Source organism: Paenibacillus pseudetheri (genome assembly GCF_924513355.1).
Taxonomy (GTDB): domain Bacteria; phylum Bacillota; class Bacilli; order Paenibacillales; family Paenibacillaceae; genus Paenibacillus_AQ; species Paenibacillus_AQ pseudetheri.
In genome coordinates, this window is the sequence record NZ_CAKMAB010000003.1 from 189,044 (window position 1) to 210,877 (window position 21,834).

Genomic DNA, 21,834 nt, shown 5'->3' on the forward strand with positions numbered 1-21,834 from the left:
CATATATTTATTAAAATGCTATTTGCATATCTATGAATTATGTTGGCGGAAGGTGGCTTTGATTAATGAGGCAGATGACCATTCGTGCAGAACTGGCGGACTATCTCAAGAAGCATGGGACAACGATCAATCAGTTTGCAGAGGTGTCTAAGGTAAATTCAGGCACGATCAGTAATATCATCAATGGGAATCGCCCAATAGCCATGCAACAATTAGATCGGATTACAGAAGGTATGGGATTAGAAGAAGGCAGCTACTATGATTTGTATGTGGATGAGTGTTTTGTTCACTCCAATCCGAATTGGAGACGTCTTCGGCCATTTCTATATCGCTGTGCAGAGCTGGATAAGCTGGAATGTATTGCACGGGTAGTTGGGATCATGATGGACAGCTTATCTTATACGCCTTCATTATTTGATACTGCAGAAGATTTTTTTACGCAAGGGAAGCACAAAGCAGCAGCAATGTTATATCAGAGTGTGGCTGAGAGTGAGAAGTATCAGCATTCAGAGCGGCTGGCCCTTTGCCAATACAGGCTATTCACGATCGCTTTGGGTGAAGATCAGGATGCTAATTTGCGAGCAGCTGTACAATTTGAAGGATTTGTTAACCGACTTGACGAGGTGGATCAGCTTGATGCGCTGAAAGATTTGGCGAATACATATAGTGCTTTACGACACTGGGATAAGGTAATGGCAATGGCTAAGGAAATGGGGAATAAAGCAACAATTCAATATCACGCCAAATACGACCGTGCCAGAAAAAGCAGGTTTCAAAAGGAACCTGGAATTCCACTATTCTCATATATTCAATACTCTTACGTGTTACATTCAGTAGTTTATAGAGAGCTAGGAGATTATGATAGAGCTTTACATTATGTCAACATGTATATGGATATGAACTGGATTCGGGAAGACACGGAAGAAGCTCTGCAGCTTATGAATCAATGTATGGAGTGGGCACGGGCTAATATTTACTTGCTGCGAATTTTAAAAGGGGATATAACGGTGCTGCCGGAATATGTGGCATACATTGAACAAAGGGAGGAAGAGATCCTCTCAGGTCTGTTCAAAATCCTTCAAGCAGCTAATTACTACCAATTTAATGTGGATGATATCCTTCTGCAGTTTGAGGGAAAAATATCAGATTGTAGAGATCATCAGCTAGAGATTAGATCCTATAATCAACAAATCTTCGAAGATAGATATACCAACTTGATGGCTGAGATAGCGTTTTATTATATAAGAAGAAATAAATATGAGATTAGTATGAATTATATAATGGAAAGTTTAGAATATTCAGTAAAAATTAATAGCGAATCATGTATTATAAAATGTGTTGGAATGTTTGAAGAGCTTCGACATACGGCATCTTTAGAAACGCAAAAAGAGTACCAAAACCTAATTAGTAAGGTGCAGCGAATCAACGAAAAGAAAAACGGCTTTGTTGTTGGCAGTACATAGTAACGTAATTATTACCGTCCTTCTAGTATTTCTTGGAATCATTTCTTTATAGTACTGCACTTTTTTGTAAATTTTAGAATTTGACATATACCTCTAGTATATTAATTTGAGGAGGTAGTGTAATGAATAACCCAGAAGTTATCCAAAAGAGAATAGAGGGTGCTAGAGCCAAACTTTATTTAATGGAAAGGGAATACGGTGGATTGTTACATCCAAATGTGATCAGACAGTCGATGAGGTTGGATGAATTAATCAATCAGTATAATAAAGCTATACATAGTGATAATGAGAGTTGAAACATGAAACAGAACGTATAATTTTCTCTCTATTTAAAAGATAAGACTTACATAATGTTATTACATTTCTGTATAAAACATAAAGCCAGCGCTAAGCGTGGGTCTTTTTTGTTTGTATGTTCCTAAAAAATAAATCTAACTCCCATGCTTGTCATGCCCGTCTGCATATTGCGGCCAAGTCCCTCATAGACATGTACTAATCAATGCATTCAAAACAGGTTAAGGGGATGATGTCATGCGCCGGACAATATGGGTACTCGCGATCATTATGAGCGTGGCCCTGGTGATGACGGGGTGCGGGAAGAAGGATGCCGCTTCCGTGGTCAAGGATTTGAACAATGTGGCCGACAAGTTGGAGAGTAAGCAGGGAACGTACCAAGCTTCAGGCATTATGACCCTGTTCACTGGCGAGCAGCCGCAGGAGTATAAGGTAGAGGTATGGTACAAGAACCCTTCTTATTACCGGATCAGCTTGGCGAATGTACAGAAGGATATTACGCAGATCGTGCTTCGTAATGATGAGGGAGTGTTCGTACTCACACCAAGTATGAATAAGAGCTTCCGCTTCCAGAGTGATTGGCCGGACAATCAAGGTCAGGTTTATTTGTATCAGACACTAGTTCGGGGCATCGTCTCCGATAACAATCGCCAATTTGTGGAAGATGGAGAAAACTATGTGTTTGAGGTAGCAGCGAATTATCAAAGCAATGCCCTTGTGCGGCAGAAGATCTGGCTGGATAAAAAGACTTATGAGCCTAAACAGGTTCAAGTCTCTGATTCTGAAGCCAAGGTAGTTGTAGACGTGAAGTTTGACACCTTTAAATTCGATACAGATTTCACTAAGGATTCCTTTGATATGCAAAAGAATATGACTACAGGTGCTGCTTCAGAAAGTACAGTAGCTCAGGTTGACGAAAATGGAAATCCGGTTGTAGTTCCTGAGGGTCAGGAGCAAGAAGGGCAACCTGCCGCTGCTGAGCTGGGTGACTTTGGTATTATCGAACCGGGGTACGTTCCGGCAGGTGTCGAGTTGAAGGACTCCCATAAAATGGAGGGGAACAAGGATCATGCTGTTCTCATCCGGTATGATGGGGTTTATCAATACACCATTATGGAAGCCCGTCCATTGGACCGTGCAGTAGCATTGGCTCCTGGAACGCTGATAGATCTTGGTTTTACCGCAGGGCTTCTGAGTGGTGATGAGCAGCAGACTTTGACTTGGATGTCTGAGGGTATAGAGTATCGAATTACAAGTGCTAATCTTCCTGTTAACGAAATGATGCAAATTGCCGCTTCTATGGAGGCTCAATCGGGTAAATAATATAAAGTAGGCGGATACTGCGTTTTGTGGGATTCTTTCCTCTACAACGTAGTATCCGTCTTTCTATATTTGCCAGCGCTCCAGCCTCTTTGAACTGAAGCAAAAAGATAACTGAGCTCACATTGACAGCCACCTTCTGTAGCATTACCATGAGTACTATGACAATGATCATTACAGCTATGACGTTTTACTACAACGTAAGAAGGTGACTTTGAAGTGCAAGCAAGCTATCGACCGACAGTAGCCGAAATTAATCTGGATGAATTGCGTGCCAATTACGAAGCCTTTCGCCGCTACTTGCCGGCAGAGACAAAGTTTATGGGATGCGTCAAAGGAAATGCGTACGGCCATGGAGCAGTGGAAGTGACACGGGAACTGGAAAGACTCGGAGCAGATTATGTTAGTGTGGCTTTTTTGGATGAAGCATTGGAGCTGCGTCAGGCGGGAATACTGATTCCTATACTGGTGCTTGGCTACACTTCTCCTGAAGGAATAGCCGTTGCCTGGGAGAACCATGTAACTGTAACACTGTTCACACCGGAAGTATTAGAGGCTATTAGACAGCTTCCTATAGATCCGGAACATCGGCTGAAGGTGCATATCAAGATTGATAGCGGGATGGGGCGTCTGGGTCTTTTACCAGATGACGCACCTGCATTTATCTCTGAAGTGCAGTCTGTTGCGCAGGCGGAGCTGGAGGGTATGTTTACCCATTTTGCCAAGGCAGACGAACTAGACAAAAGCTATACACTGGAACAGCATCGACGGTTCATGAGCGTGGCGGAAACGCTGCGGGAGCAGAACATTCAGATCCCGATCATACATACGGGCAATAGCGCTACGGCCATTGATTCACCTTATTTATCCAGCAATATGGTGCGGGTAGGCATCAGCTTGTACGGATTCTATCCCTCAACTGAGGTAAACCGTCAACTGGTAGAACTACATCCGGTAATGACGCTGAAGACGCAGGTTGTATATGTGAAGAGCCTGCCTCCTCATTGGGGCGTCAGCTACGGCACTCGGTACTTCACAGACAGCGAGGAGATTATCGCAACGTTACCTGTGGGGTACGCAGATGGATATTCCCGCATGCTAACTGGCAAAGCGGAGGTGTTAATACGTGGACGCCGCGTTCCTGTCGTCGGAACAATCTGCATGGATCAGTGTATGGTATCACTCAAATCTTTCGCTGAAGAAGCGGAACAAATTAAAGCAGGCGAAGAAGTTGTACTCATCGGCCGTCAAGCTGACGTGATGGTCACGGCAGACGAGTTGGCTCTCCATCTTGGAACGATTCACTACGAGGTAATTTGCATGCTGGCTCATCGGGTGCCGCGCGTTTATATCCGTGAAGGCACACTTCCTAAATTAGTAAATGCTCTGCTGCAATCTTAAAGTTCTTGACAGTAATGTTATTCAAGGGAGAAAATAGAAGGAATTGTATCGTTTTAGGAGATATGACTAAAAGCCTATACGAACCGCCATTTCTAGTTTATAATGGGATGCAGCATACTTGATATACTGGCGGCATATATTCCTTGTATAAAATTCCTTGTATATTGCAACACTGGAACACAAGGGCAGAAGGTTTGTGGGGGTGGAAGAGAAGGTGGCCAATTTGCAGAACACCAAAAGAATCATGATCAGCTTGCCCGATCATCTCTTGCAGGAAGTGGACGGAATTGTTCAATTGGAGAATTCCAACCGGAGTGAATTGATTAGGCAGGCCATGAAGCTGTATTTGAGCGAACGGAGGAAACGTTCTATCCGGGAGTCCATGCAGCGCGGCTACATGGAAATGGCTAAGATCAACTTGACCATGGCATGCGAGGCGTTCCTCGCGGAGGAAGATGCAGACAGCACTCTTGGCCGCTTAGTAAGCGGGGTGTAGACATTGATCGTTAAACGTGGCGATGTTTTTTTTGCTGATCTTTCGCCGGTTGTAGGTTCTGAGCAAGGCGGAGTAAGGCCAGTACTGGTAATCCAGAATGATATTGGCAATCGCTTTAGCCCGACGGTAATTGTGGCCGCAATCACGGCCCAAATCCAGAAGGCTAAATTACCTACGCATGTGGAAATTGACGCAGCAGCTCATGGCTTTGACAGAGATTCTGTTATACTGCTGGAGCAGGTTAGGACGATTGACAAACAACGCTTAACTGACAAGATCACCCACCTTGATGATGAGACTATGAAGAAGGTGGATGATTCGCTGCAAATCAGCCTCGGACTGATTGATTTTTAATCACCCAGGGTTATAGATAATCCATGAGATAGGCGCTCGGATATGAATCCGGGCGTCTTTTGATGTGTATTTTTACGAACTCATGGTAAAAAAGGATTAGGGGTTCACTTTTACAAAATGTTCTGATAAAATTAGACCGTACGGTCGGTTTAGGAGGTGTTTAGAATCAGAGGACGTTCAGACGGAGAAGAAACAAAGAAACGAATTGTACTTAAAGCCACACAGCTGTTTGTTCAGAAGGGATATGCAGCTGTAACCATGAATGAAGTTTGCGCAGCCTCGAATGTTAGTAAGGGCAGCTTATATCATCATTTTCCGAGCAAGGATGAACTTTTTCTATATGTAGTAGAAGAGGATACGGCGCAGTGGCTACAGGCGTGGGAAGATAAGAAGAAGGAAATTGTTGGTGTTCAGGAGCGTTTATATGCGTTAGCCGAGCACTATGCAAATGATTTTCAGAATCCGTTGATCCGGGCACTTGAGGAATTCTCAAGAAGTAGAGCCCATCCGGAGGATGTCACTAAGCGGCTTGTTCTTTTATATGAGGCCGCCTCGCATGCTTGTCGCGAGCTTCTGAAGGAAGGCATGGACACGGGGAATTTTATTAAGGGTGACTTAGAGGATTATGTGATTATTGTTAATGGCATGCTCGAAGGGATCGGAAGAGTTTCCGAATACTCCATGCATGAAAAGACTTCGGATGATATCAAAAAATATTACCGGGAATCAGTACGATTGTTATTACGAGGGATATATACGGTATAAGATATAATGGGGCTTGAAAGAAGCTTTACATTCAGGAATCAAGAAGGCTGAAGCTTCTTAAAGGCACCGGAATTGGAAGGACTATTTTTTTGCTATATTTTAGACCGGATGGTCGGTCTCTACAAAAAGAAACTATTTGAAGACTTGGCTTTAGAAGCTACGGAGGTTAACACAATGTCATTACTACTTAGAAATAGGGGCGCTATGCTACTTGTTATGCTTAATATTTTTCTTGCTTTTACAGGGATCGGACTTGTAGTCCCTATCATGCCAACTTACATGAACGAACTTGGGATCACCGGGAGTACCGTTGGGCTGTTAGTGGCTTCATTCTCCCTTGCCCAATTATTAGTATCGCCATTCGCGGGCAGGTTATCCGACAGAATTGGCCGAAAAAAAGTGATCGTGGCGGGTCTGATCGTGTTTGCTTTTTCAGAGCTCCTCTTTGGTCTGGCGAATGTGTCGTGGCTCTTATTCGTTTCTAGATTGCTCGGTGGTGTAGGCGCTGCGTTAATTATGCCAGCGGTTATGGCTTATGTAGCGGACACGACCTCTTTTGAAGAGAGAGCGAAAGGCATGGGGCTTATTAATGCAGCCATTACTACCGGATTTATTATCGGTCCAGGGATTGGCGGTTATCTTGCTGAGCTTGGCATGCGGGTACCCTTTTTCTGTGCGGCTGGTGCGGCTGGGATCGCAGCTCTAATCACAGTTTTGATCTTGCCTGAGTCTCTGTCTGTAGAGAAACGGATGGAAGCGAAGCTATCGAAAAATAATCAGGAGAGCTTCTTCACGCAATTGATGCGTTCTTATCGTGAACCTTACTTTTTCGGGTTAATTATTGTATTTGTAATGGCTTTTGGATTGGCTAACTATGAAACGGTATTCGGATTGTTCGTGGACCATAAATTTGGCTTTACCCCTAAAGATATTGCTTTTGTAATTACCTTTGGCTCGATCGCCGGTGCTGTGGTGCAGGTATCTGCCTTTGGCTGGATTCTGAATAAATTCGGCGAGAATAAGGTAATCTCCACTTGCCTTATAACTGCTGCAATGTTTATTCTGCTGACGCTGTTTGTAAGTGGCTTTTGGGCGATTTGTGCGATTACCTTTGTCGTATTCTTGGCTATGGATATACTTCGACCAGCAGTAGGCACCCAGCTATCCAAAATGGCTGGCGAAACGCAGCAAGGCTTCGTAGCAGGAATGAACTCTGCTTATACGAGTCTTGGAAATATCGCTGGGCCTATCGTAGCAGGTTATCTTTTTGATCTAAGTATTAACTTTCCGTATGGGGCAGCCGCGCTTGTTCTAGCTTTATGCTTTGTATTGTCACTTAGTTCCGGCAAAAGGGGCATGGGACAACGCGTTTAAACCCGTTGAATCTGCCTCCTCTCTAGGCTGGACTTTGGTACAGAGCCGATCTGTGATACTATTTTAAATATGAGAACAAGAATTGTATAAGCAGATTGTGTACGGGAAGAGGGATACTAATGACGGTAGATAACAGCAATACGGGAGTCATTACGGATGAGGCGGCCGCACAGCGGGAGCAGGAATTGATTACTGTAGCGATTGCCAAGGAATTGAACATTAGCCTGAAGCAGGTGCGTACAACGGTTGGACTGCTGGATGAGGGGAATACGATTCCGTTCATCGCCAGATACCGGAAGGAAATGACGGGTGAGCTGGACGAGAATGCGCTGCGTGATATTGAAGAACGTCTGGCTTATCTTCGCAATTTAGGCGAACGTAAGAAAGACGTTATCCGCAATATTGAAGAGCAGGGCAAGCTGACGAAGGAGCTTCATGAACAAATCACTAATGCAGTCAAGCTGCAGGAAGTGGAGGACTTGTATCGCCCATTTCGTCAGAAGCGTAAGACTCGTGCCAGTGTTGCGAAGGAAAAAGGCTTAGAGCCGCTTGCGAACTGGATTATGGAGCAGCAGAGACAAGGGGACCCACAAACCGAGGCTGCGAAATTTATAGATGCTGAAAAAGGCGTGGAGACCGCAGATCAAGCGCTTCAAGGTGCACTGGATATCATCGCCGAGAACATTGCAGATGATCCTGCGATCCGCTCTTGGGTTCGGCAATATACGGCAAGTCAGGGCATCCTTGTGTCTGAAGCTAAGGATGCAGAGCAGGAATCCGTATACGAGAACTACTATAGTTACCGTGAACCTGTACACAAAATACCACCTCACCGAATACTCGCCATTAATCGCGGTGAGCGGGAGAATATATTGAAGGTAGGCATTGAGGTTGTCACTGACAAAATTCATGCTTACATTGCGCGGAAGATCATTAAAGGCCCATCCCCAGTGAAGGAACTGCTGGAGGCAGTGACGGAGGATGCCTACAAACGTCTGATTGCTCCTTCTGTGGAGCGTGAGGTTCGTGGAGAGATGACCGAGCGGGGCGAGAATCAAGCGATCTCGATCTTCTCTGGTAATCTACGCAGCTTGCTGCTGCAGCCGCCCGTTAAGGGACGCTGTGTGCTGGGTGTTGACCCTGCCTATCGTACCGGCTGTAAGCTGGCCGTCGTAGACGATACTGGTAAGCTACTTGAAGTAGCCGTGACCTATCCTACGCCGCCGAACAACAAGAAAATTGAAGCTGCTGCTAAATTTAAAGAACTAATCGCTAAATATGGCATTCAGCTTATCGTGATCGGGAATGGGACAGGCTCCCGTGAGACCGAGCAATTTACGGCAGAAGTGATCGCTGAAATTGGCGATCCAGAGCTGGCTTACCTGATCGTTAATGAGGCTGGTGCGAGTGTCTATTCGGCTTCCAAGCTGGCGCAGGAGGAATTCCCGGATCTGGATGTGGCAGAGCGTAGTGCGGCTTCTATCGCCCGCCGTGTGCAGGACCCGCTGGCGGAGCTGGTGAAGATCGATCCGAAAGCCATCGGCGTCGGGCAGTATCAGCATGACGTCTCCCAGAAGCATCTAGAGGAGAGTCTTAAGGCCGTCGTGGAATCGGCGGTTAACCATGTGGGTGTAGATGTGAATACGGCATCTCCAGCCTTGCTCTCTTATGTGGCTGGCGTTAACGGGACGATTGCTAAGAATATCGTTAAATTCCGTGAAGAGAACGGTAAGTTCACGACTCGGAAGCAGCTGCAAAAGGTCCCTCGTCTGGGTGCGAAGTCCTATGAGCAATGTATCGGCTTCCTGCGGATTCCAGGTGGAGACAACACCTTGGATCGCACACCCATTCACCCCGAGTCATATCCGGTGGTGGATCGCTTGTTCAGCGAGCTAAGCCTCGATGTAAATAAGCTTGGCAGCAAAGAAGTGGCTTCACAGCTGGAGGCACAAAATGCCGAGGAGCTGGCTGTGAAGCTGGATGTCGGCGTGCCTACGCTTCGCGACATCCTGGAGAGCTTGCAGCGTCCGGGCCGCGATCCGCGCGAGGAGCTGCCGTTGCCGATCTTCCGCACCGACGTGCTGAAGATCGAGGATCTGGTTCCCGGCATGGAAATGCAGGGAACCGTCCGCAACGTGATCGATTTCGGCGCATTCGTCGATATCGGGATCAAGAACGATGGGCTGGTGCATATATCCCAGCTCAGCGGCAGCTTCGTGAAGCACCCGATGGATGTTGTCTCCGTAGGAGATAATGTCACCGTCTGGGTGATGGGTGTTGACATGAAGAAGGGCCGGGTCAGCCTGACCATGCGTCCGCCGCGTGTTGAGGCGGGAAGTGTGAAATAATATGGAGTAAGAACTGCTCCATTGATCATGGAAATAAGCAGTATACAATCTCCAACAGTAAAACAGTGGCATTCATGGACGGAAAGTAGGTCCTGAACTGCCACTGTTTTTTTAAATTATGCAATGTGAAAAATATGGATAACACCAGCGAATTCTGAATGTACCTCATTGCTATTTGGTATTACGCTGCTTCAAGCCCTGGTCACAGAAGAGTCGCTAGATGTGGTTAGGGTGATTTAGTTCTTTATAGGAGCTGCGTTCTACGCGTTCGTCCGTGCGTACGTAAACCTCTTCAGGGTCAATCCACTAGAACTATGGGGAATTCTTATATCACTTATCACCTAAGCAAAGTTCTTGGCTACACAGGAGTAAATGCTTTTTCCTGGCTTAAGAACATTTGGTTAGTTTGTCTAGCTTTACAGCTAACTCATTTAGATTGCTGATGCTGATCACCGTTTCAGAAACATGTTGTTGCTGGACCTCAGCGCTAGCGAGGACTTGTTCAATAGCTGCTGTATTCTCTTCGGTAATTGCAGCCACTGAATTAACTTCGCCCAGTACTAGGGTGGATGCGTGCCGGATATGATCGCTCCTAACCTTCAGGTCTTTTGCTTGTTCAAGCACCTGGTGTGTATTACTTCGAATGCCCTCGAATAATCGAGCGATATCATCAGTGGAATTTTTTCCTAATTCTACAACTAGCAACCCGTTAGAAACCATACCGCCAACCTGAGCAATATTATTTTGAATGCTTCTGAGAATCTGGGTAATGTCCGAGGATGCATTGTGGGAGCTCTGTGCCAATTTTCGGATTTCATTGGATACGACTGCGAAACCTTTGCCGTGTTCTCTCGCATGAGCGGCTTCAATAGAAGCATTTAGCGACAAAAGATTCGTCTGCTCAGCAATTCCTACGATGCTGGAAACAATCGATTCAATCTTCTGATTTTCTTCATTCATTTGTGTCATCAAGCCAGCAGTACTCGTTACGATATCTGTAACTTCAGACATAGTTCCAGTTAAGCGAATGATTTCATCTTGCCCCTCTTGCGTAATTTGATCCGTATCACGGCTTTTGTTGCTCATTGAGACGGAGACAGCATTTGCCTGCGTAGCTGATTCGTTTAACCGCTGCATAGCATTTGAGATATCGCTAACACTCTGTGCTTGTGATTCTACTCCAGTAGCTATCTCTTGAAAGGCGGTTACGACTTCTTTGGAAATTCGATCTGTTGTCAGTACGTTGTTATGCATTAGGTTACTAGATTGACTCAGAACACCTACGGATTCAGTAACACCTGTAAGAATGGTCTCCATTTCCGCTCTAGCACGTTCAGCTTCGTTGCTGCTCTTAGACATATTTTTGAACATTTTCGCACCAATCTGACTCTGATAGATCAGAACCAGTATCATCATGATGAGAAAAATGTTAACACTTAAAGCATCAACGGATTCGAAAGCTGGTTTGGTCATCAGAAAATAGTTGAGTAAGATGCAAGCGATCACACCATTAAGGAGTAATGGGCGATAGTTGTGATAGAGGGATACGATGCCTAGACCCCAATATAGAATTAACGTACTGATAATGTTAGTCCCTGCATCGATGTAGAAGTATGTAATGATATTAATGCCAATGGCTGTTATGTACATAATATAAGGTGTAGCCGCACGTTTCCAAATTAGTACCGTACACAATAATCCAAGGGGTACCGCTGCAGATATAATCGCCATGATTGTTTGTGGAAATCTGTAGTTCAGGGATGTTCTGAAAAATGATGTTTGGGAGATAGAGAGTAAAAATATGGGGGGGAACTCCCTGAAAAAAGCCGGTAATTGTGTTAAATCAATAGAAAGAGGGAATTCCTCCCTAGAGCAAACACGCAAAGTAACGCTTCTCAATATCGGGAGAAGCGTTCTTTACTTACGTTTGTAATTGTTAGAATGATAAAGCTATTATTCCGCAATAATCAAGCTCGTGCGTTTGGTTTTAAACTTCTGCAGGAAGCTTCGATCTATATTACGGTCGGTAATGATGTACCCAATTTTATCGAGTGAGGCGATGCCGATGGTCACATCTTTTCCGAATTTAGTATGGTCTGCGGCAACGTAAACATCTTTGGAGAGATCGATAATTTTTTTGCGCGTTTGGGCTTCCTCCAGGTTATAGTCGGAGATGCCTTTTTCAAGGGTAATGCCGCTTGCGCAAATAAAAGCCTTAAGGATATTTAATTCACTGAAATTAAATAGATAATCATATGCAATGACAGACTGCTCATTTAGTCGGACCTTTCCGCCAATGATAATAAGCTCAACCGCACTGTTCATCAGCTCGTTTACCACAGGAATGGAGTTCGTAATGACCGTGAGATTCTTTTTATTCTTGATATATTTGGCGATCTGATAGGTGGTAGAGCCGCTATCCAGATAGATGCAATCCCCATCGTTAATATATTCGCTGCATTTTTGGGCGATCATTCTCTTTTCCTCTAAGTGACCGACCATCCGCGCATCCATTGGAGATTCAGCAAACTCCGATTCCACCAGTTTAATTCCACCATAAATCTTTTTGATCTTCCCTTGCTTGTCCAGCAGGTTGATATCTCTGCGAAGGGTATCAATTGAAATATTAAGCTCTTCTGCTAGCTCCGGCAGCTTCTGAACCTTTTTGAACATTAAGATCTCTATGATTTTCTTTTGTCTTTCCAGTGGAAACATGTAATCACCCATTCAAAGTTTATATCGCTTTCGATAGTTGAAGTATAAAGGGATTAGTATAGGGTAGCAACAACTCCTTTGTAAGTTAGTCATAATATGATTATAATATAGTCACAACTTATTTAAAGTTTACATACATTTTACGCAACTGTTTATCCTCAAAAACAAAACCTTTTTATACTGAGGTTGTACTTGAGGAGGTGGAACCTTTGCTTAAATTACAAAACATAAGCAAGCATTACGATAACAAGGTTGTTCTAGAGGATATTAGTCTAGACATCCAAGCAGGGGAAATTGTCTCCTTACTCGGCCCCAGCGGGAGTGGAAAAACCACCTTGTTAAACATCATCTTGGGATTGGCTAAGATGGAGCAAGGGCAAATCATTTTTAATGATCAAGATTTAAGCAATGTATCCATGAAGAAACGCGGATTTAATATAGTGTTCCAGGATTATGCGCTCTTCCCCAACCTTAATGCTTACGAGAATATCGTTTATGGTCTGAAAAATAAAAAAGGATTAACGTCAGAGCATGAGGTTCAGGAGTATATCGAGTTTCTGGAATTAAAGCCGCATTTAACAAAGAAGATCGGTGCTCTATCGGGTGGGCAGAAGCAAAGGGTGGCTTTAGCTAGAACGCTCGTAATGAAGCCCAAATTATTACTGCTCGATGAACCTCTAAGCGCACTGGATGGAATCATCAAGGAATCTATTAAAGCTCGGATTAAATCCATCGCCAGAGAATATAAGCTTACGACGATTATCGTCACCCATGACCCTGAAGAGGCGTTAACCCTGTCGGATAAAATTCTCATCATTAATCAAGGACATATTGCCCAATTCGGAACGCCTCAAGAGATCATTCAACAACCTAGCAATGATTTTGTAAAAGAATTTATTCTGGGGCAACTGCAAGTGAAACGGGAAAATATTTATAACCTGTTCGGTGAACATTATGCCTAAAGCTAAACCGGAAATGCGGATCATTTTTATCCCAATCGTATTGTTATTTATCGTTTTCCTGATCTTGCCACTGGCAGTTTTATTTATCCGCTCGTTTGATACGGGCCAAGGTTATTCGGTATCCAATTATCTCACTATTCTGGCAGATCAAGAGATTCGCGAGTCCATCGGAAATAGTATGAAGGTCTCCGGTATTACGGCACTCATCACGACGGTTCTAGCGTTTATCCTAGCCTATTCTATCCACTGTACAAGAATCTATCGCTCGTTAAAAAGCATCATTAGAACTGGAATTCTGATTCCTATGCTGCTGCCTACGATTACTTACGGGTTTGCGATAATGTACTCTTTTGGCAACCAGGGACTGATTACTAAAATCTTCGGACGGAATTTATTCGAGATTTATGGATTTAATGGTCTGTTGATAGGCTACGTAATTTATACCTTACCTTCGGCTTTCCTGCTGATTCATAATTCGTTCAAGTACATTGATAAAAAGTTCATCGTCGTATCCAAGCTTATGGGGGATGGGACGCTGCGAAGCTTCATGAACACGATCGTTCGGCCTTTGTGGGGTACTTTGGGAGGGGCGTTTGTTCTTTCTTTTATCCTAAGCTTCACGGATTTTGGGATCCCTGCATCGGTGGGGGGGACGTATAACGTGGTTGCTACTCAGCTGTATCAGGTCATGCTTGGGGCTATACCGGATTTCAACAATGGAGCAGTTATTGCTGTACTGATGTTAATACCGGCGGCGTTCGGGGTTGTGCTGTTAACGTATCTTGAAAAATTCAATTTCCATTATGACAAGGTGACTGAAATTGAGATGATCCAGAATAAAGGCAGAGATTCGGTTCTTGGACTGATCTCATCCGTGATTCTAATCGGGCTACTGGCTGTGTTTGCTGTCATGTTCGTTGCACCACTGATGAATGGCTATCCTTATGATCTAACGTTTACGTTCAAGCATTTTGTGGATGTTTTTCAATCAAGCGATTTGATCAATGTATATAAAAATTCCTTGCTCGTAGCAGGGCTGACGGCACTCGTAGGTACGATCGTGGCGTATGCTGCGGCTATCATCAATGTGCGAACTCCCATAAAAGGGAAAGCGACTTTTGACATCCTATCTATGGTGACAAACACGGTACCGGGTATGGTCCTTGGTCTGTCGTATTTACTTCTGTTCAATAACAGCAGTCTCAAGGGGACCTTTACGATTCTTGTGCTCTGCACCCTTGTCCATTACTTTACGACACCATATTTGATGGCTAAGAACTCTTTGGCGAAAATGAATCCATCGTGGGAAACCACTGCTGAATTGTTAGGTGACAGCTGGCTGCAAACGATCCGCAGGGTCATTCTGCCGAACTCTGCATCTACCGTGATCGAGATGATCAGCTACTATTTTATCAATGCAATGGTGACGATTAGCGGAATCATCTTTCTAGTGACGGCCCAAACCTCGGTAGTGGCCAGCAAAATAAAAGAGTTGCAGCATTTCGCCAAATTTAATGAGGTGTTTGTCCTATCCATCCTGATCTTTTGCACCAACCTTATCATTAAGCTCCTAGGTGACTATCTCCAGAAACGGCAGTCAAACTCTCGTTAATTAACGATTTTAATATAACTAAACCAGTTAAAGTGAGGGAGAAATTATGTCTAAGAGAATTAAGGGAATCAAGGGAATTATGTTGTCTATTGTAGCTTTGAGTTTGGTGTTTACATTAGCAGGTTGCGGAAATAAAGCAGCGGGTGATGCGAGTAAAGTAGTGATTTTGACCAATGCGGATGAAGAAGCTGTAGCCTCTATGGAGACTGCGCTAAAAGGTGCGGGGTACGAAGGGCAATATCTCTTTCAATCCTTGGGCACTTCTGAGCTGGGTGGAAAGCTGATGGCAGAGGGAGACAAAATTGAGGCTAACCTGATCACGATGAGCTCTTATTTTGTAGAAAGTGCGCAAGAGAAACACAGCATGTTTAAAGATCTATCGTTTACGACTAACGCGCTAGATTCCTATCCAGCGTACTATACGCCGATTTTGGCGAATACCGGTGCTATTTTTGTAAATACAGCGGTGCTTAAAGATAAAAGCTTGGCGATGCCAACGTCCATTAAGGATTTGACGAAACCGGAATTCAAAGGGTTGGTATCCGTTCCGAATATTATGGACTCTTCGACAGCCTGGTTGTTAGTGCAGGCGATTATTTCGCAATACGGGGAAGAAGAAGGCAAAACGGTTCTGCATGATTTAGTTGCTAATGTAGGTCCACATCTGGAAAGCTCCGGTTCCGGTCCGATTAAAAAGGTAAAAGCAGGAGAAGTAGCAGCAGGATTTGGACTTCGTCATCAGGCAGTACTAGCTAAAGAAGAAGGCGCACCAATTGACTATGTAGATCCAACGGAAGGTAACTTCTCGCTTACAGAATCCGTAGCCGTGGTGAAAAAAGACGATGCAACGACAGAGCTGGCTATGAAAATGGCAGAAACGATTATTAAAGAGGCTAGAAAAGACTTAATTACAAATTACCCAGTAGCTCTTTATAAAGATGAAACAGTTAGTGATATCCATAAACCTGCTCACAGTATGAAATTTGTTAAACCGTTGACTGTGGAATTGCTGGAGCAACATCAACAATTCTTTAAAGAAAATAAATAAGATTAGAAGGAGTGAAGGGCCATGAACAACTACAAATTGCTGACACCCGGTCCATTGACAACTACTAACACGGTCAAAGAGCAAATGCTCTTTGACCGTTGTACGTGGGACCAGGATTATAAAAATATTACGCAACAGATCAGATCGAGCCTACTGGATTTGGCGGGCGCAACGAACCAAGAATACACGGCTGTTCTTATGCAAGGCAGCGGTACGTTTGCAGTGGAATCCGTACTAACTACGGCGATTTCTTCGGATGATAAGCTACTAATTATTACAAATGGTGCCTACGGGGAACGTATTGTACAAATGGCCGAATATATCGGACTTCATAATCGTGCGCATAGTGCTCGTTATAATGAATTCCCGCAAGAGGCAGAGATCAGAGCGATTCTTGAAGAAGATCCAGCCATTACGCACATTGCGATGGTACATTGCGAGACGACGACAGGGATTCTTAACCCGCTTGAGATGATCTCACAACTGGCAAAAGCCTACGATAAAACATTAATTATCGACGCGATGAGCAGCTTCGGCGGAATAGAGATTGATGTTCCTGGGCTTGGAATTGACTATTTAATCAGCAGTGCCAATAAATGTATTCAGGGTGTTCCGGGGTTTGGATTTGTCATTGCAAAGCTCGATAAGTTGCTCACATGTAAAGGAAATGCACGTAGCCTATCGCTTGATTTATATGATCAATGGAAGGCGATGGACACAGATGGGAAATGGCGCTATACGTCTCCGACCCATGTAGTGGCTGCTTTTTCGAGAGCGATCGAAGAACTGATCGAAGAAGGCGGCATTCCAGCAAGGGCAGCAAGATACCAGAATAATAACCGTGTACTGAGAGAGAGACTTGAGAGAATAGGAATAGAGGCGTATATCGCAAATGACAAGCAATCTCCTATTATCACCACCTTTCTTTTTCCGGACGAGACATTCAGCTTTGAAGATTTCTATGAATATGTGAAAGAAAAGGGATACGTCCTCTATCCAGGCAAATTAACGGAGCACGATACCTTCCGGATTGGGAATATTGGTGAGATTTACGAAGAAGATATTCAGAACTTGTGTAATATTATCGAAGCATACCTGGGAGGAATGACACAATGAATCAAGTCGAAGGCGTAATTCTGGATTGGGCAGGAACAGCGGTTGATTTTGGCTGCTTTGCACCGGTGAATGTGTTCCTTGATATTTTTCGGGAAGCTGGGATTGAAGTTACGATGCAGGAAGCAAGAGCCCCTATGGGGATGCTGAAAATAGATCATATCCGTGCGATGTTATCCATGCCAAGAGTAGGTGCCTTGTGGGAAGAAAAGTATGGCAGAGCTTTCACTGAACAGGATGTAGAGAACCTGTATGCTGAATTCGAACCGGCCCTGATGGCATCCTTATCCGAATATACGGATCCGATTCCGCAGGTTATTGAGACCGTCCAAGTGCTCAGAAGCCAAGGACTAAAGATTGGTTCAACCACTGGATATACAGAGTCCATGATGGATGTTGTGATTCCGAATGCCGCTGGGAAGGGCTATCAACCGGATTATGTAATCACGCCAGATGGAACGAATTCACTGGGAAGACCTTACCCATATATGATTTATCATAACATGGAAGCTTTAAAGTTATCGGCAGCATGGAAGGTTGTTAAGGTAGGAGATACGATTTCAGACATTCAAGAAGGTGTTAATGCAGGCGTCTGGTCCGTAGGTGTAATCATTGGAAGCTCTGAAATGGGATTAAGCCAGGAAGAATTTAATGCACTTTCAGACGTGGAAAAGGAAACGGTGATCTCTGCGACACAGACCTCTTTTATACAAAACGGGGCAGACTTTACGATTCAATCGATGAGTGAGCTGCCTCAGTTGATTGGGCGAATAAATGTACTGATTTCTCAGGGAATCAGACCTTATGCTAGATAATCATGAGCTAAAAAGAGAAGGTGACATCAACTTTAGCTCCTTGCGGACAGAGTGGATGACCCAGTTAAGCGCTGTGAGTATAGATAGGATCGAAGCGGACGAGCGTGCATATATGCGACAATCCATGTCAACGCCGTGCTTGAACAGTATCGTAGATGCTGAGGGATGTTATATCACAGATGTGAATGGACGCAAATATCTTGATTTTCATGGAAATAGCATTCATCAGATTGGCTATAAGAATCCTTACGTAACTGAAGCTGTGAAAAAACAGCTCGACGAGCTACCGTTCATTCCAAGAAGATTTACGGCAGATATTGCGGTGAAAGCTGCAGAAGCTTTAATCAACAAAACGATCTCAAAGGACTATAAAGTATTATTTACGCCTTCTGGAAGTGCAGCTGTAGGTCTGGCCCTTAAGATTGCTCGCAAATGGACGGGGAAGCATAAGGTCATCTCCATGTGGGAGTCTTTTCATGGTGCGGGGCTGGACACGATCGCTGTCGGAGGAGAATACGTGTTTAAAAAGGACATGGGCCCGCAAATGCCAGGAATGCTGAAAGCCATTCCTTTTAACGCATACCGCAACCTGCTGGGAAGTCATTCCCATGAAGCAGTTGCTACCTTCTGCCTCGATTATCTGAAGTATATGATTCAGCATGAGGGAGAGATTGGGGCGATCTTACTTGAGCCTATTCGGGCGACGGATACGCATATCCCGCCTATCTCCTATTTCACAAGATTAAGAAAAATATGTGATGAATATGGGATTCTGCTGATTTTTGATGAGATTCCAACAGCACTGATGCGAAGCGGAAGATTCTACGTCCATCAGAATTTCGATATCGAACCGGATATCCTCGTGCTTGGAAAAGGGTTAGGTGGAGGGGTGATCCCGCAAGCGGCGGTGCTTACCAGAACGCAATTTGATTGTGCGGGGGATATTTCTTTGGGTCACTATACCCATGAGAAACCGGCGTTAGGAAGTGCGGCGATCTGTGCCACCATCGATTATATCGATGACTTAAATCTGCAGGAACAATGTATCAGCAGGTCTGAATTTGTAAGAGGGAAGCTTGAGGCTCTGTCGGCTAAACATCTTTGCATAGGAGATGTCCGTATTGCTGGACTACTGATCTCCATTGAACTTGTGAAGTCCAGAGAGACTAGAGAGATGAATGAGGAATTAGCTGAGCGAGTCCTGTATTATTGCTTGGAGAAGGGTCTTTCTTTTAAATTGGCAGGAGGGAACTGCATCACTTGGTATCCTCCGCTTATTGTATCTGAAGAGCAATTAACTTTTGCTGTTAATCTTCTGGATGAAGGATTGTGTAAATATAGTTGAGAGATAGGCAAGCTTCAAAACAGGTTTCTTCCGCTCCGTACATGGGGTTGAAGGAGCCTTTTTTTTCGTTTAAGGAGTGAAGGACCTGCTCACTTTGGGTAAGTTTAGAGTAACAGTTGAAATAATGGCTTATTACTAGGAGGAGATAGATGTGGGAAATCCATTGAAGGAATTAAAGAATAGTGTGAATGGCCTATAAAAGATTGTTGAACCGAAACCGAAAAACGAAGCCTGCAAAGGCAGGCATTCGTTAACTATAAAAAATGAACTATAGAAGCGATAGCACCCGCCTTTGTCGTAGTCACGACCCATACCTAGAATTATAAATTATACGAATGGGCTGGAGCAGCATTTAAAAAGATACGCAACAGCTCGTCCACCGCAGTGTCTAGACGGGAAGGACTTTCCGCTGCAAGCCAATTCTCTTGCACGATGATATAGCTGCAGGAGCTGCTTTTTAAATAGCTGTATATAATTTGTGCTTCGTCAATTTCATGGCGGGTAATTGCTGCCGGGGCCTGGTTAAGTTCACCGCGGAAAGTGTCCACAATCGCTGATGTTATAACGGCTTGCAGGTGGGTAATATCGGGTTGATCGTATTCCAGCTTAGTATGCGCCAGGATACGATTGCCTTTGAGCAATATGAGTTTAAGCGTTTGTTCATCCATGGCCTCAAGGATCGCGATATTCTGATTCTCTTCAGCGAATTCGATAACCTTCTCTTTGTGATTCAGGAAGCTGATGGCTCCGATGTAATCCCTATATTTGGCGGCGGTTTCGAAGTCAAATTGCTCTGCAGCTTCAGTCATCTGTTGCTCCATCTCCACAAGAAGGCTGGAATCCGTTCCGTTTAGTAGGGCTATGACTTTATCAATGATTGTATTATATTGAACGGCAGCATCGCCGCCTGCACACATCCCTATGCATAAGCCAAGCGAATGGTTTAGGCATAAAGAATTTTTGAAGCTTGGATTGCTGCAAAGGATTTTTGAGCTTTCCTTGATGCCTTGCACGGCTCTTTCCACGGTACTTCTGCTTGTGTAGGGACCCCAAATATGGTTACCTTTTTGGACAGCAGGATCATAAGTTATATCTAACGAACGCATTTTATCATCCGTTCCTATTACAATATACGTATAGGCCTGTGGATTTTTCATTTTTCTATTGTACATGGGCTTTATTTCTTTAATTAATTTGCATTCCAGCATAAAAGCTTCAAATTCGGTATCAGTAAGGATGATATCCAAATCTTTAATATGGCGAACGAGCTGTTTTACTTTTGGGGAATGAGACTTCGAGTTTTGAAAATAGGATTTCACTCTCCGTTTCAGCTGTTTCGCCTTACCCACATATATAATATGGCCGAGGCCATCTTTCATGAGATACACGCCGGGAGTCAGGGGAAGGCTCTTTAGTTTCTCTGATAAATCGATAGTAACCCCGCCCTCTCATAAGAGTTGTATGATTGATAGTTTTAGTATAAGCCTGCAACCTTCATTTGTTCAAATCAGTCTAAAGAGTGAGGGATCAAAGACGAGGAGGGATCTTATGCACTTCGCAAGAAATATCGGTGGTTTGGCGCTGATAGCAGCTATGTTATGGCTTACAGCATGCAGAGGAACGCCAGAAGCGGGAACGGAGCCGAAACAGACGCAGACGCCAGAGCAGTCACAAACGGCACAACCAGTCGCTACGACAGAACCACCACAGAAGACAGAGCCACCACAGGAGAAAGAGCCATCAAGCACGGAGCAGCCACAGGATCTAGAGGGATTGCCGCCATTAGTTGAGGAAGCGGCATCTACGGTGATGAACGCTCTTAGGAACAAGGATATGAGCCAGTTGGCTGCATGGGTACATTCGGAGAAAGGACTTCGCTTCTCTCCCTACGCATACGTGGATACGAAGAATGATCTTGTATTCAGCAAGGATGAGGTGGAAGGATTAATGAATGACTCTACCAAAAGAGTCTGGCGAACATTTGCTGGATCGGGTGATTTAATCGAGCTGACATTCGCAGACTACTACAAGCGGTTTGTCTACGATGCAGACTTCATTCAGACGGCTGAAACTGCTGTGAACAAGGGGCTTGGGCAAGGTACAACGATCAATAACTTAAACGAAGTGTATCCCAAGGAGCAATATGATTTCGTTGAATATCATATTAAGGGAATCGATCCTTCTGTGGAAGGGATGGACTGGCGCAGCTTGCGCCTAGTTTTTGAGAAGATTGGAGAGGATCATGCACTAGTAGGTATTATTCATGATCAATGGACGCCCTGAGGAGTAGAGGTTTTTATTAGTCCTATCCGCTACATTCACCGAATTTACTGCATCCGCAACATTTAGAACATGGGAAAGACCTCAAAAAACGAAGGTGCCACAGTAGCCATTTCACGGCTTTTGGGG

At 44.3% G+C, this 21,834-nt stretch carries 19 protein-coding genes; 16 read left to right on the top strand and 3 right to left on the bottom strand.

The window, feature by feature from the left end; translation table 11 throughout:
* Positions 1-65 precede the first annotated feature (65 nt).
* The 9 genes from L1028_RS03715 to L1028_RS03755 all read left to right on the top strand — a co-directional run bounded on the left by L1028_RS03715 (position 66) and on the right by L1028_RS03755 (position 9,815).
* Entirely contained in the window at positions 66-1,463 is a 1,398-nt protein-coding gene (locus L1028_RS03715) for a helix-turn-helix domain-containing protein (protein ID WP_234531412.1), read from the top strand.
* A gap of 122 nt (positions 1,464-1,585) precedes the next feature.
* On the top strand, positions 1,586-1,759 hold the full coding sequence (locus L1028_RS03720; protein WP_234531420.1) for an aspartyl-phosphate phosphatase Spo0E family protein: 174 nt from the start codon (positions 1,586-1,588) through the stop codon (positions 1,757-1,759).
* Positions 1,760-1,994: 235 nt separating this feature from the next.
* Positions 1,995-3,080, top strand: a complete 1,086-nt coding sequence (locus L1028_RS03725) for a LolA family protein (RefSeq protein ID WP_234531424.1) — start codon at positions 1,995-1,997, stop codon at positions 3,078-3,080.
* A gap of 216 nt (positions 3,081-3,296) precedes the next feature.
* Positions 3,297-4,478 carry an alanine racemase gene (gene alr, locus L1028_RS03730; RefSeq protein ID WP_234531425.1) on the top strand — a complete coding sequence of 394 codons (1,182 nt, stop codon included), beginning with the start codon at positions 3,297-3,299 and terminating at the stop codon, positions 4,476-4,478.
* A 214-nt stretch (positions 4,479-4,692) separates the two neighbouring features.
* On the top strand, positions 4,693-4,974 hold the full coding sequence (locus L1028_RS03735) for a CopG family ribbon-helix-helix protein (RefSeq protein ID WP_025698676.1): 282 nt from the start codon (positions 4,693-4,695) through the stop codon (positions 4,972-4,974).
* A gap of 3 nt (positions 4,975-4,977) precedes the next feature.
* Positions 4,978-5,328, top strand: coding sequence for a type II toxin-antitoxin system PemK/MazF family toxin (locus L1028_RS03740; RefSeq protein WP_042124727.1), 351 nt, complete (start codon positions 4,978-4,980; stop codon positions 5,326-5,328).
* A 156-nt stretch (positions 5,329-5,484) separates the two neighbouring features.
* Positions 5,485-6,093 (top strand): TetR/AcrR family transcriptional regulator, encoded by a 609-nt coding sequence (locus L1028_RS03745; protein WP_234531426.1) that lies wholly within the window; start codon positions 5,485-5,487, stop codon positions 6,091-6,093.
* Between the two features lie 108 nt (positions 6,094-6,201).
* Positions 6,202-7,467: an MFS transporter gene (locus L1028_RS03750; protein WP_279306831.1), complete on the top strand. Its 1,266-nt coding sequence runs from the start codon at positions 6,202-6,204 to the stop codon at positions 7,465-7,467.
* 119 nt (positions 7,468-7,586) lie between these two features.
* Positions 7,587-9,815, top strand: coding sequence for a Tex family protein (locus tag L1028_RS03755; RefSeq protein WP_234531432.1), 2,229 nt, complete (start codon positions 7,587-7,589; stop codon positions 9,813-9,815).
* Between the two features lie 387 nt (positions 9,816-10,202).
* Here L1028_RS03755 and L1028_RS03760 read toward each other — a convergent pair whose 3' ends face one another.
* Both L1028_RS03760 and L1028_RS03765 read right to left on the bottom strand, forming a co-directional pair.
* Entirely contained in the window at positions 10,203-11,546 is a 1,344-nt protein-coding gene (locus L1028_RS03760) for a methyl-accepting chemotaxis protein (RefSeq protein ID WP_234531434.1), read from the bottom strand.
* A gap of 222 nt (positions 11,547-11,768) precedes the next feature.
* Positions 11,769-12,530 carry a DeoR/GlpR family DNA-binding transcription regulator gene (locus L1028_RS03765; protein ID WP_234531442.1) on the bottom strand — a complete coding sequence of 254 codons (762 nt, stop codon included), beginning with the start codon at positions 12,528-12,530 and terminating at the stop codon, positions 11,769-11,771.
* Between the two features lie 209 nt (positions 12,531-12,739).
* Between L1028_RS03765 and L1028_RS03770 the strand changes: the two genes are divergently transcribed.
* Genes L1028_RS03770 through pbfA form a run of 6 tightly spaced genes read left to right on the top strand, consistent with a single transcriptional unit; the run spans position 12,740 to position 19,425 of the window.
* Positions 12,740-13,492: an ABC transporter ATP-binding protein gene (locus L1028_RS03770; RefSeq protein WP_234531444.1), complete on the top strand. Its 753-nt coding sequence runs from the start codon at positions 12,740-12,742 to the stop codon at positions 13,490-13,492.
* The gene (locus tag L1028_RS03775) at positions 13,485-15,104 is read left to right on the top strand and encodes an ABC transporter permease subunit (protein WP_234531446.1); all 1,620 of its coding nucleotides are present in this window, start codon (positions 13,485-13,487) and stop codon (positions 15,102-15,104) included. Before L1028_RS03770 ends, L1028_RS03775 begins: the two co-directional genes overlap by 8 nt.
* A 46-nt stretch (positions 15,105-15,150) precedes the next feature.
* Positions 15,151-16,152, top strand: coding sequence for an extracellular solute-binding protein (locus L1028_RS03780; protein ID WP_234531448.1), 1,002 nt, complete (start codon positions 15,151-15,153; stop codon positions 16,150-16,152).
* Between the two features lie 21 nt (positions 16,153-16,173).
* Positions 16,174-17,268 carry a 2-aminoethylphosphonate--pyruvate transaminase gene (gene phnW / locus L1028_RS03785; protein ID WP_234531450.1) on the top strand — a complete coding sequence of 365 codons (1,095 nt, stop codon included), beginning with the start codon at positions 16,174-16,176 and terminating at the stop codon, positions 17,266-17,268.
* Positions 17,265-18,080 carry a phosphonoacetaldehyde hydrolase gene (gene phnX / locus L1028_RS03790; protein ID WP_234531461.1) on the top strand — a complete coding sequence of 272 codons (816 nt, stop codon included), beginning with the start codon at positions 17,265-17,267 and terminating at the stop codon, positions 18,078-18,080. The genes phnW and phnX overlap by 4 nt, the downstream gene beginning before the upstream one ends.
* Positions 18,070-19,425: a (R)-1-hydroxy-2-aminoethylphosphonate ammonia-lyase gene (gene pbfA, locus L1028_RS03795; protein ID WP_234531464.1), complete on the top strand. Its 1,356-nt coding sequence runs from the start codon at positions 18,070-18,072 to the stop codon at positions 19,423-19,425. The genes phnX and pbfA overlap by 11 nt, the downstream gene beginning before the upstream one ends.
* A 320-nt stretch (positions 19,426-19,745) precedes the next feature.
* Here pbfA and L1028_RS03800 read toward each other — a convergent pair whose 3' ends face one another.
* Positions 19,746-20,804, bottom strand: coding sequence for a UvrB/UvrC motif-containing protein (locus L1028_RS03800; RefSeq protein ID WP_234531474.1), 1,059 nt, complete (start codon positions 20,802-20,804; stop codon positions 19,746-19,748).
* Positions 20,805-20,973: 169 nt separating this feature from the next.
* On the opposite strand from L1028_RS03800, the gene L1028_RS03805 reads away from it, so the two are divergent.
* Positions 20,974-21,708, top strand: coding sequence for a hypothetical protein (locus L1028_RS03805; protein WP_234531481.1), 735 nt, complete (start codon positions 20,974-20,976; stop codon positions 21,706-21,708).
* Positions 21,709-21,834: the final 126 nt, after the last annotated feature.

Excerpts from the sequence above, each read along its gene's own strand:
- L1028_RS03715 (WP_234531412.1), top strand. The coding sequence starts at position 66 with ATGAGGCAGATGACCATTCGTGCAGAACTGGCGGACTATCTCAAGAAG.
- L1028_RS03720 (WP_234531420.1), top strand. The coding sequence starts at position 1,586 with ATGAATAACCCAGAAGTTATCCAAAAGAGAATAGAGGGTGCTAGAGCC.
- L1028_RS03725 (WP_234531424.1), top strand. The coding sequence starts at position 1,995 with ATGCGCCGGACAATATGGGTACTCGCGATCATTATGAGCGTGGCCCTG.
- L1028_RS03750 (WP_279306831.1), top strand. The coding sequence starts at position 6,202 with ATGGTCGGTCTCTACAAAAAGAAACTATTTGAAGACTTGGCTTTAGAA.
- L1028_RS03755 (WP_234531432.1), top strand. The coding sequence starts at position 7,587 with ATGACGGTAGATAACAGCAATACGGGAGTCATTACGGATGAGGCGGCC.
- L1028_RS03760 (WP_234531434.1), bottom strand. The coding sequence starts at position 11,546 with ATGGCGATTATATCTGCAGCGGTACCCCTTGGATTATTGTGTACGGTA.
- L1028_RS03765 (WP_234531442.1), bottom strand. The coding sequence starts at position 12,530 with ATGTTTCCACTGGAAAGACAAAAGAAAATCATAGAGATCTTAATGTTC.
- L1028_RS03775 (WP_234531446.1), top strand. The coding sequence starts at position 13,485 with ATGCCTAAAGCTAAACCGGAAATGCGGATCATTTTTATCCCAATCGTA.
- L1028_RS03780 (WP_234531448.1), top strand. The coding sequence starts at position 15,151 with ATGTCTAAGAGAATTAAGGGAATCAAGGGAATTATGTTGTCTATTGTA.
- phnW (WP_234531450.1), top strand. The coding sequence starts at position 16,174 with ATGAACAACTACAAATTGCTGACACCCGGTCCATTGACAACTACTAAC.
- phnX (WP_234531461.1), top strand. The coding sequence starts at position 17,265 with ATGAATCAAGTCGAAGGCGTAATTCTGGATTGGGCAGGAACAGCGGTT.
- pbfA (WP_234531464.1), top strand. The coding sequence starts at position 18,070 with ATGCTAGATAATCATGAGCTAAAAAGAGAAGGTGACATCAACTTTAGC.
- L1028_RS03800 (WP_234531474.1), bottom strand. The coding sequence starts at position 20,804 with ATGAAAGATGGCCTCGGCCATATTATATATGTGGGTAAGGCGAAACAG.
- L1028_RS03805 (WP_234531481.1), top strand. The coding sequence starts at position 20,974 with ATGCACTTCGCAAGAAATATCGGTGGTTTGGCGCTGATAGCAGCTATG.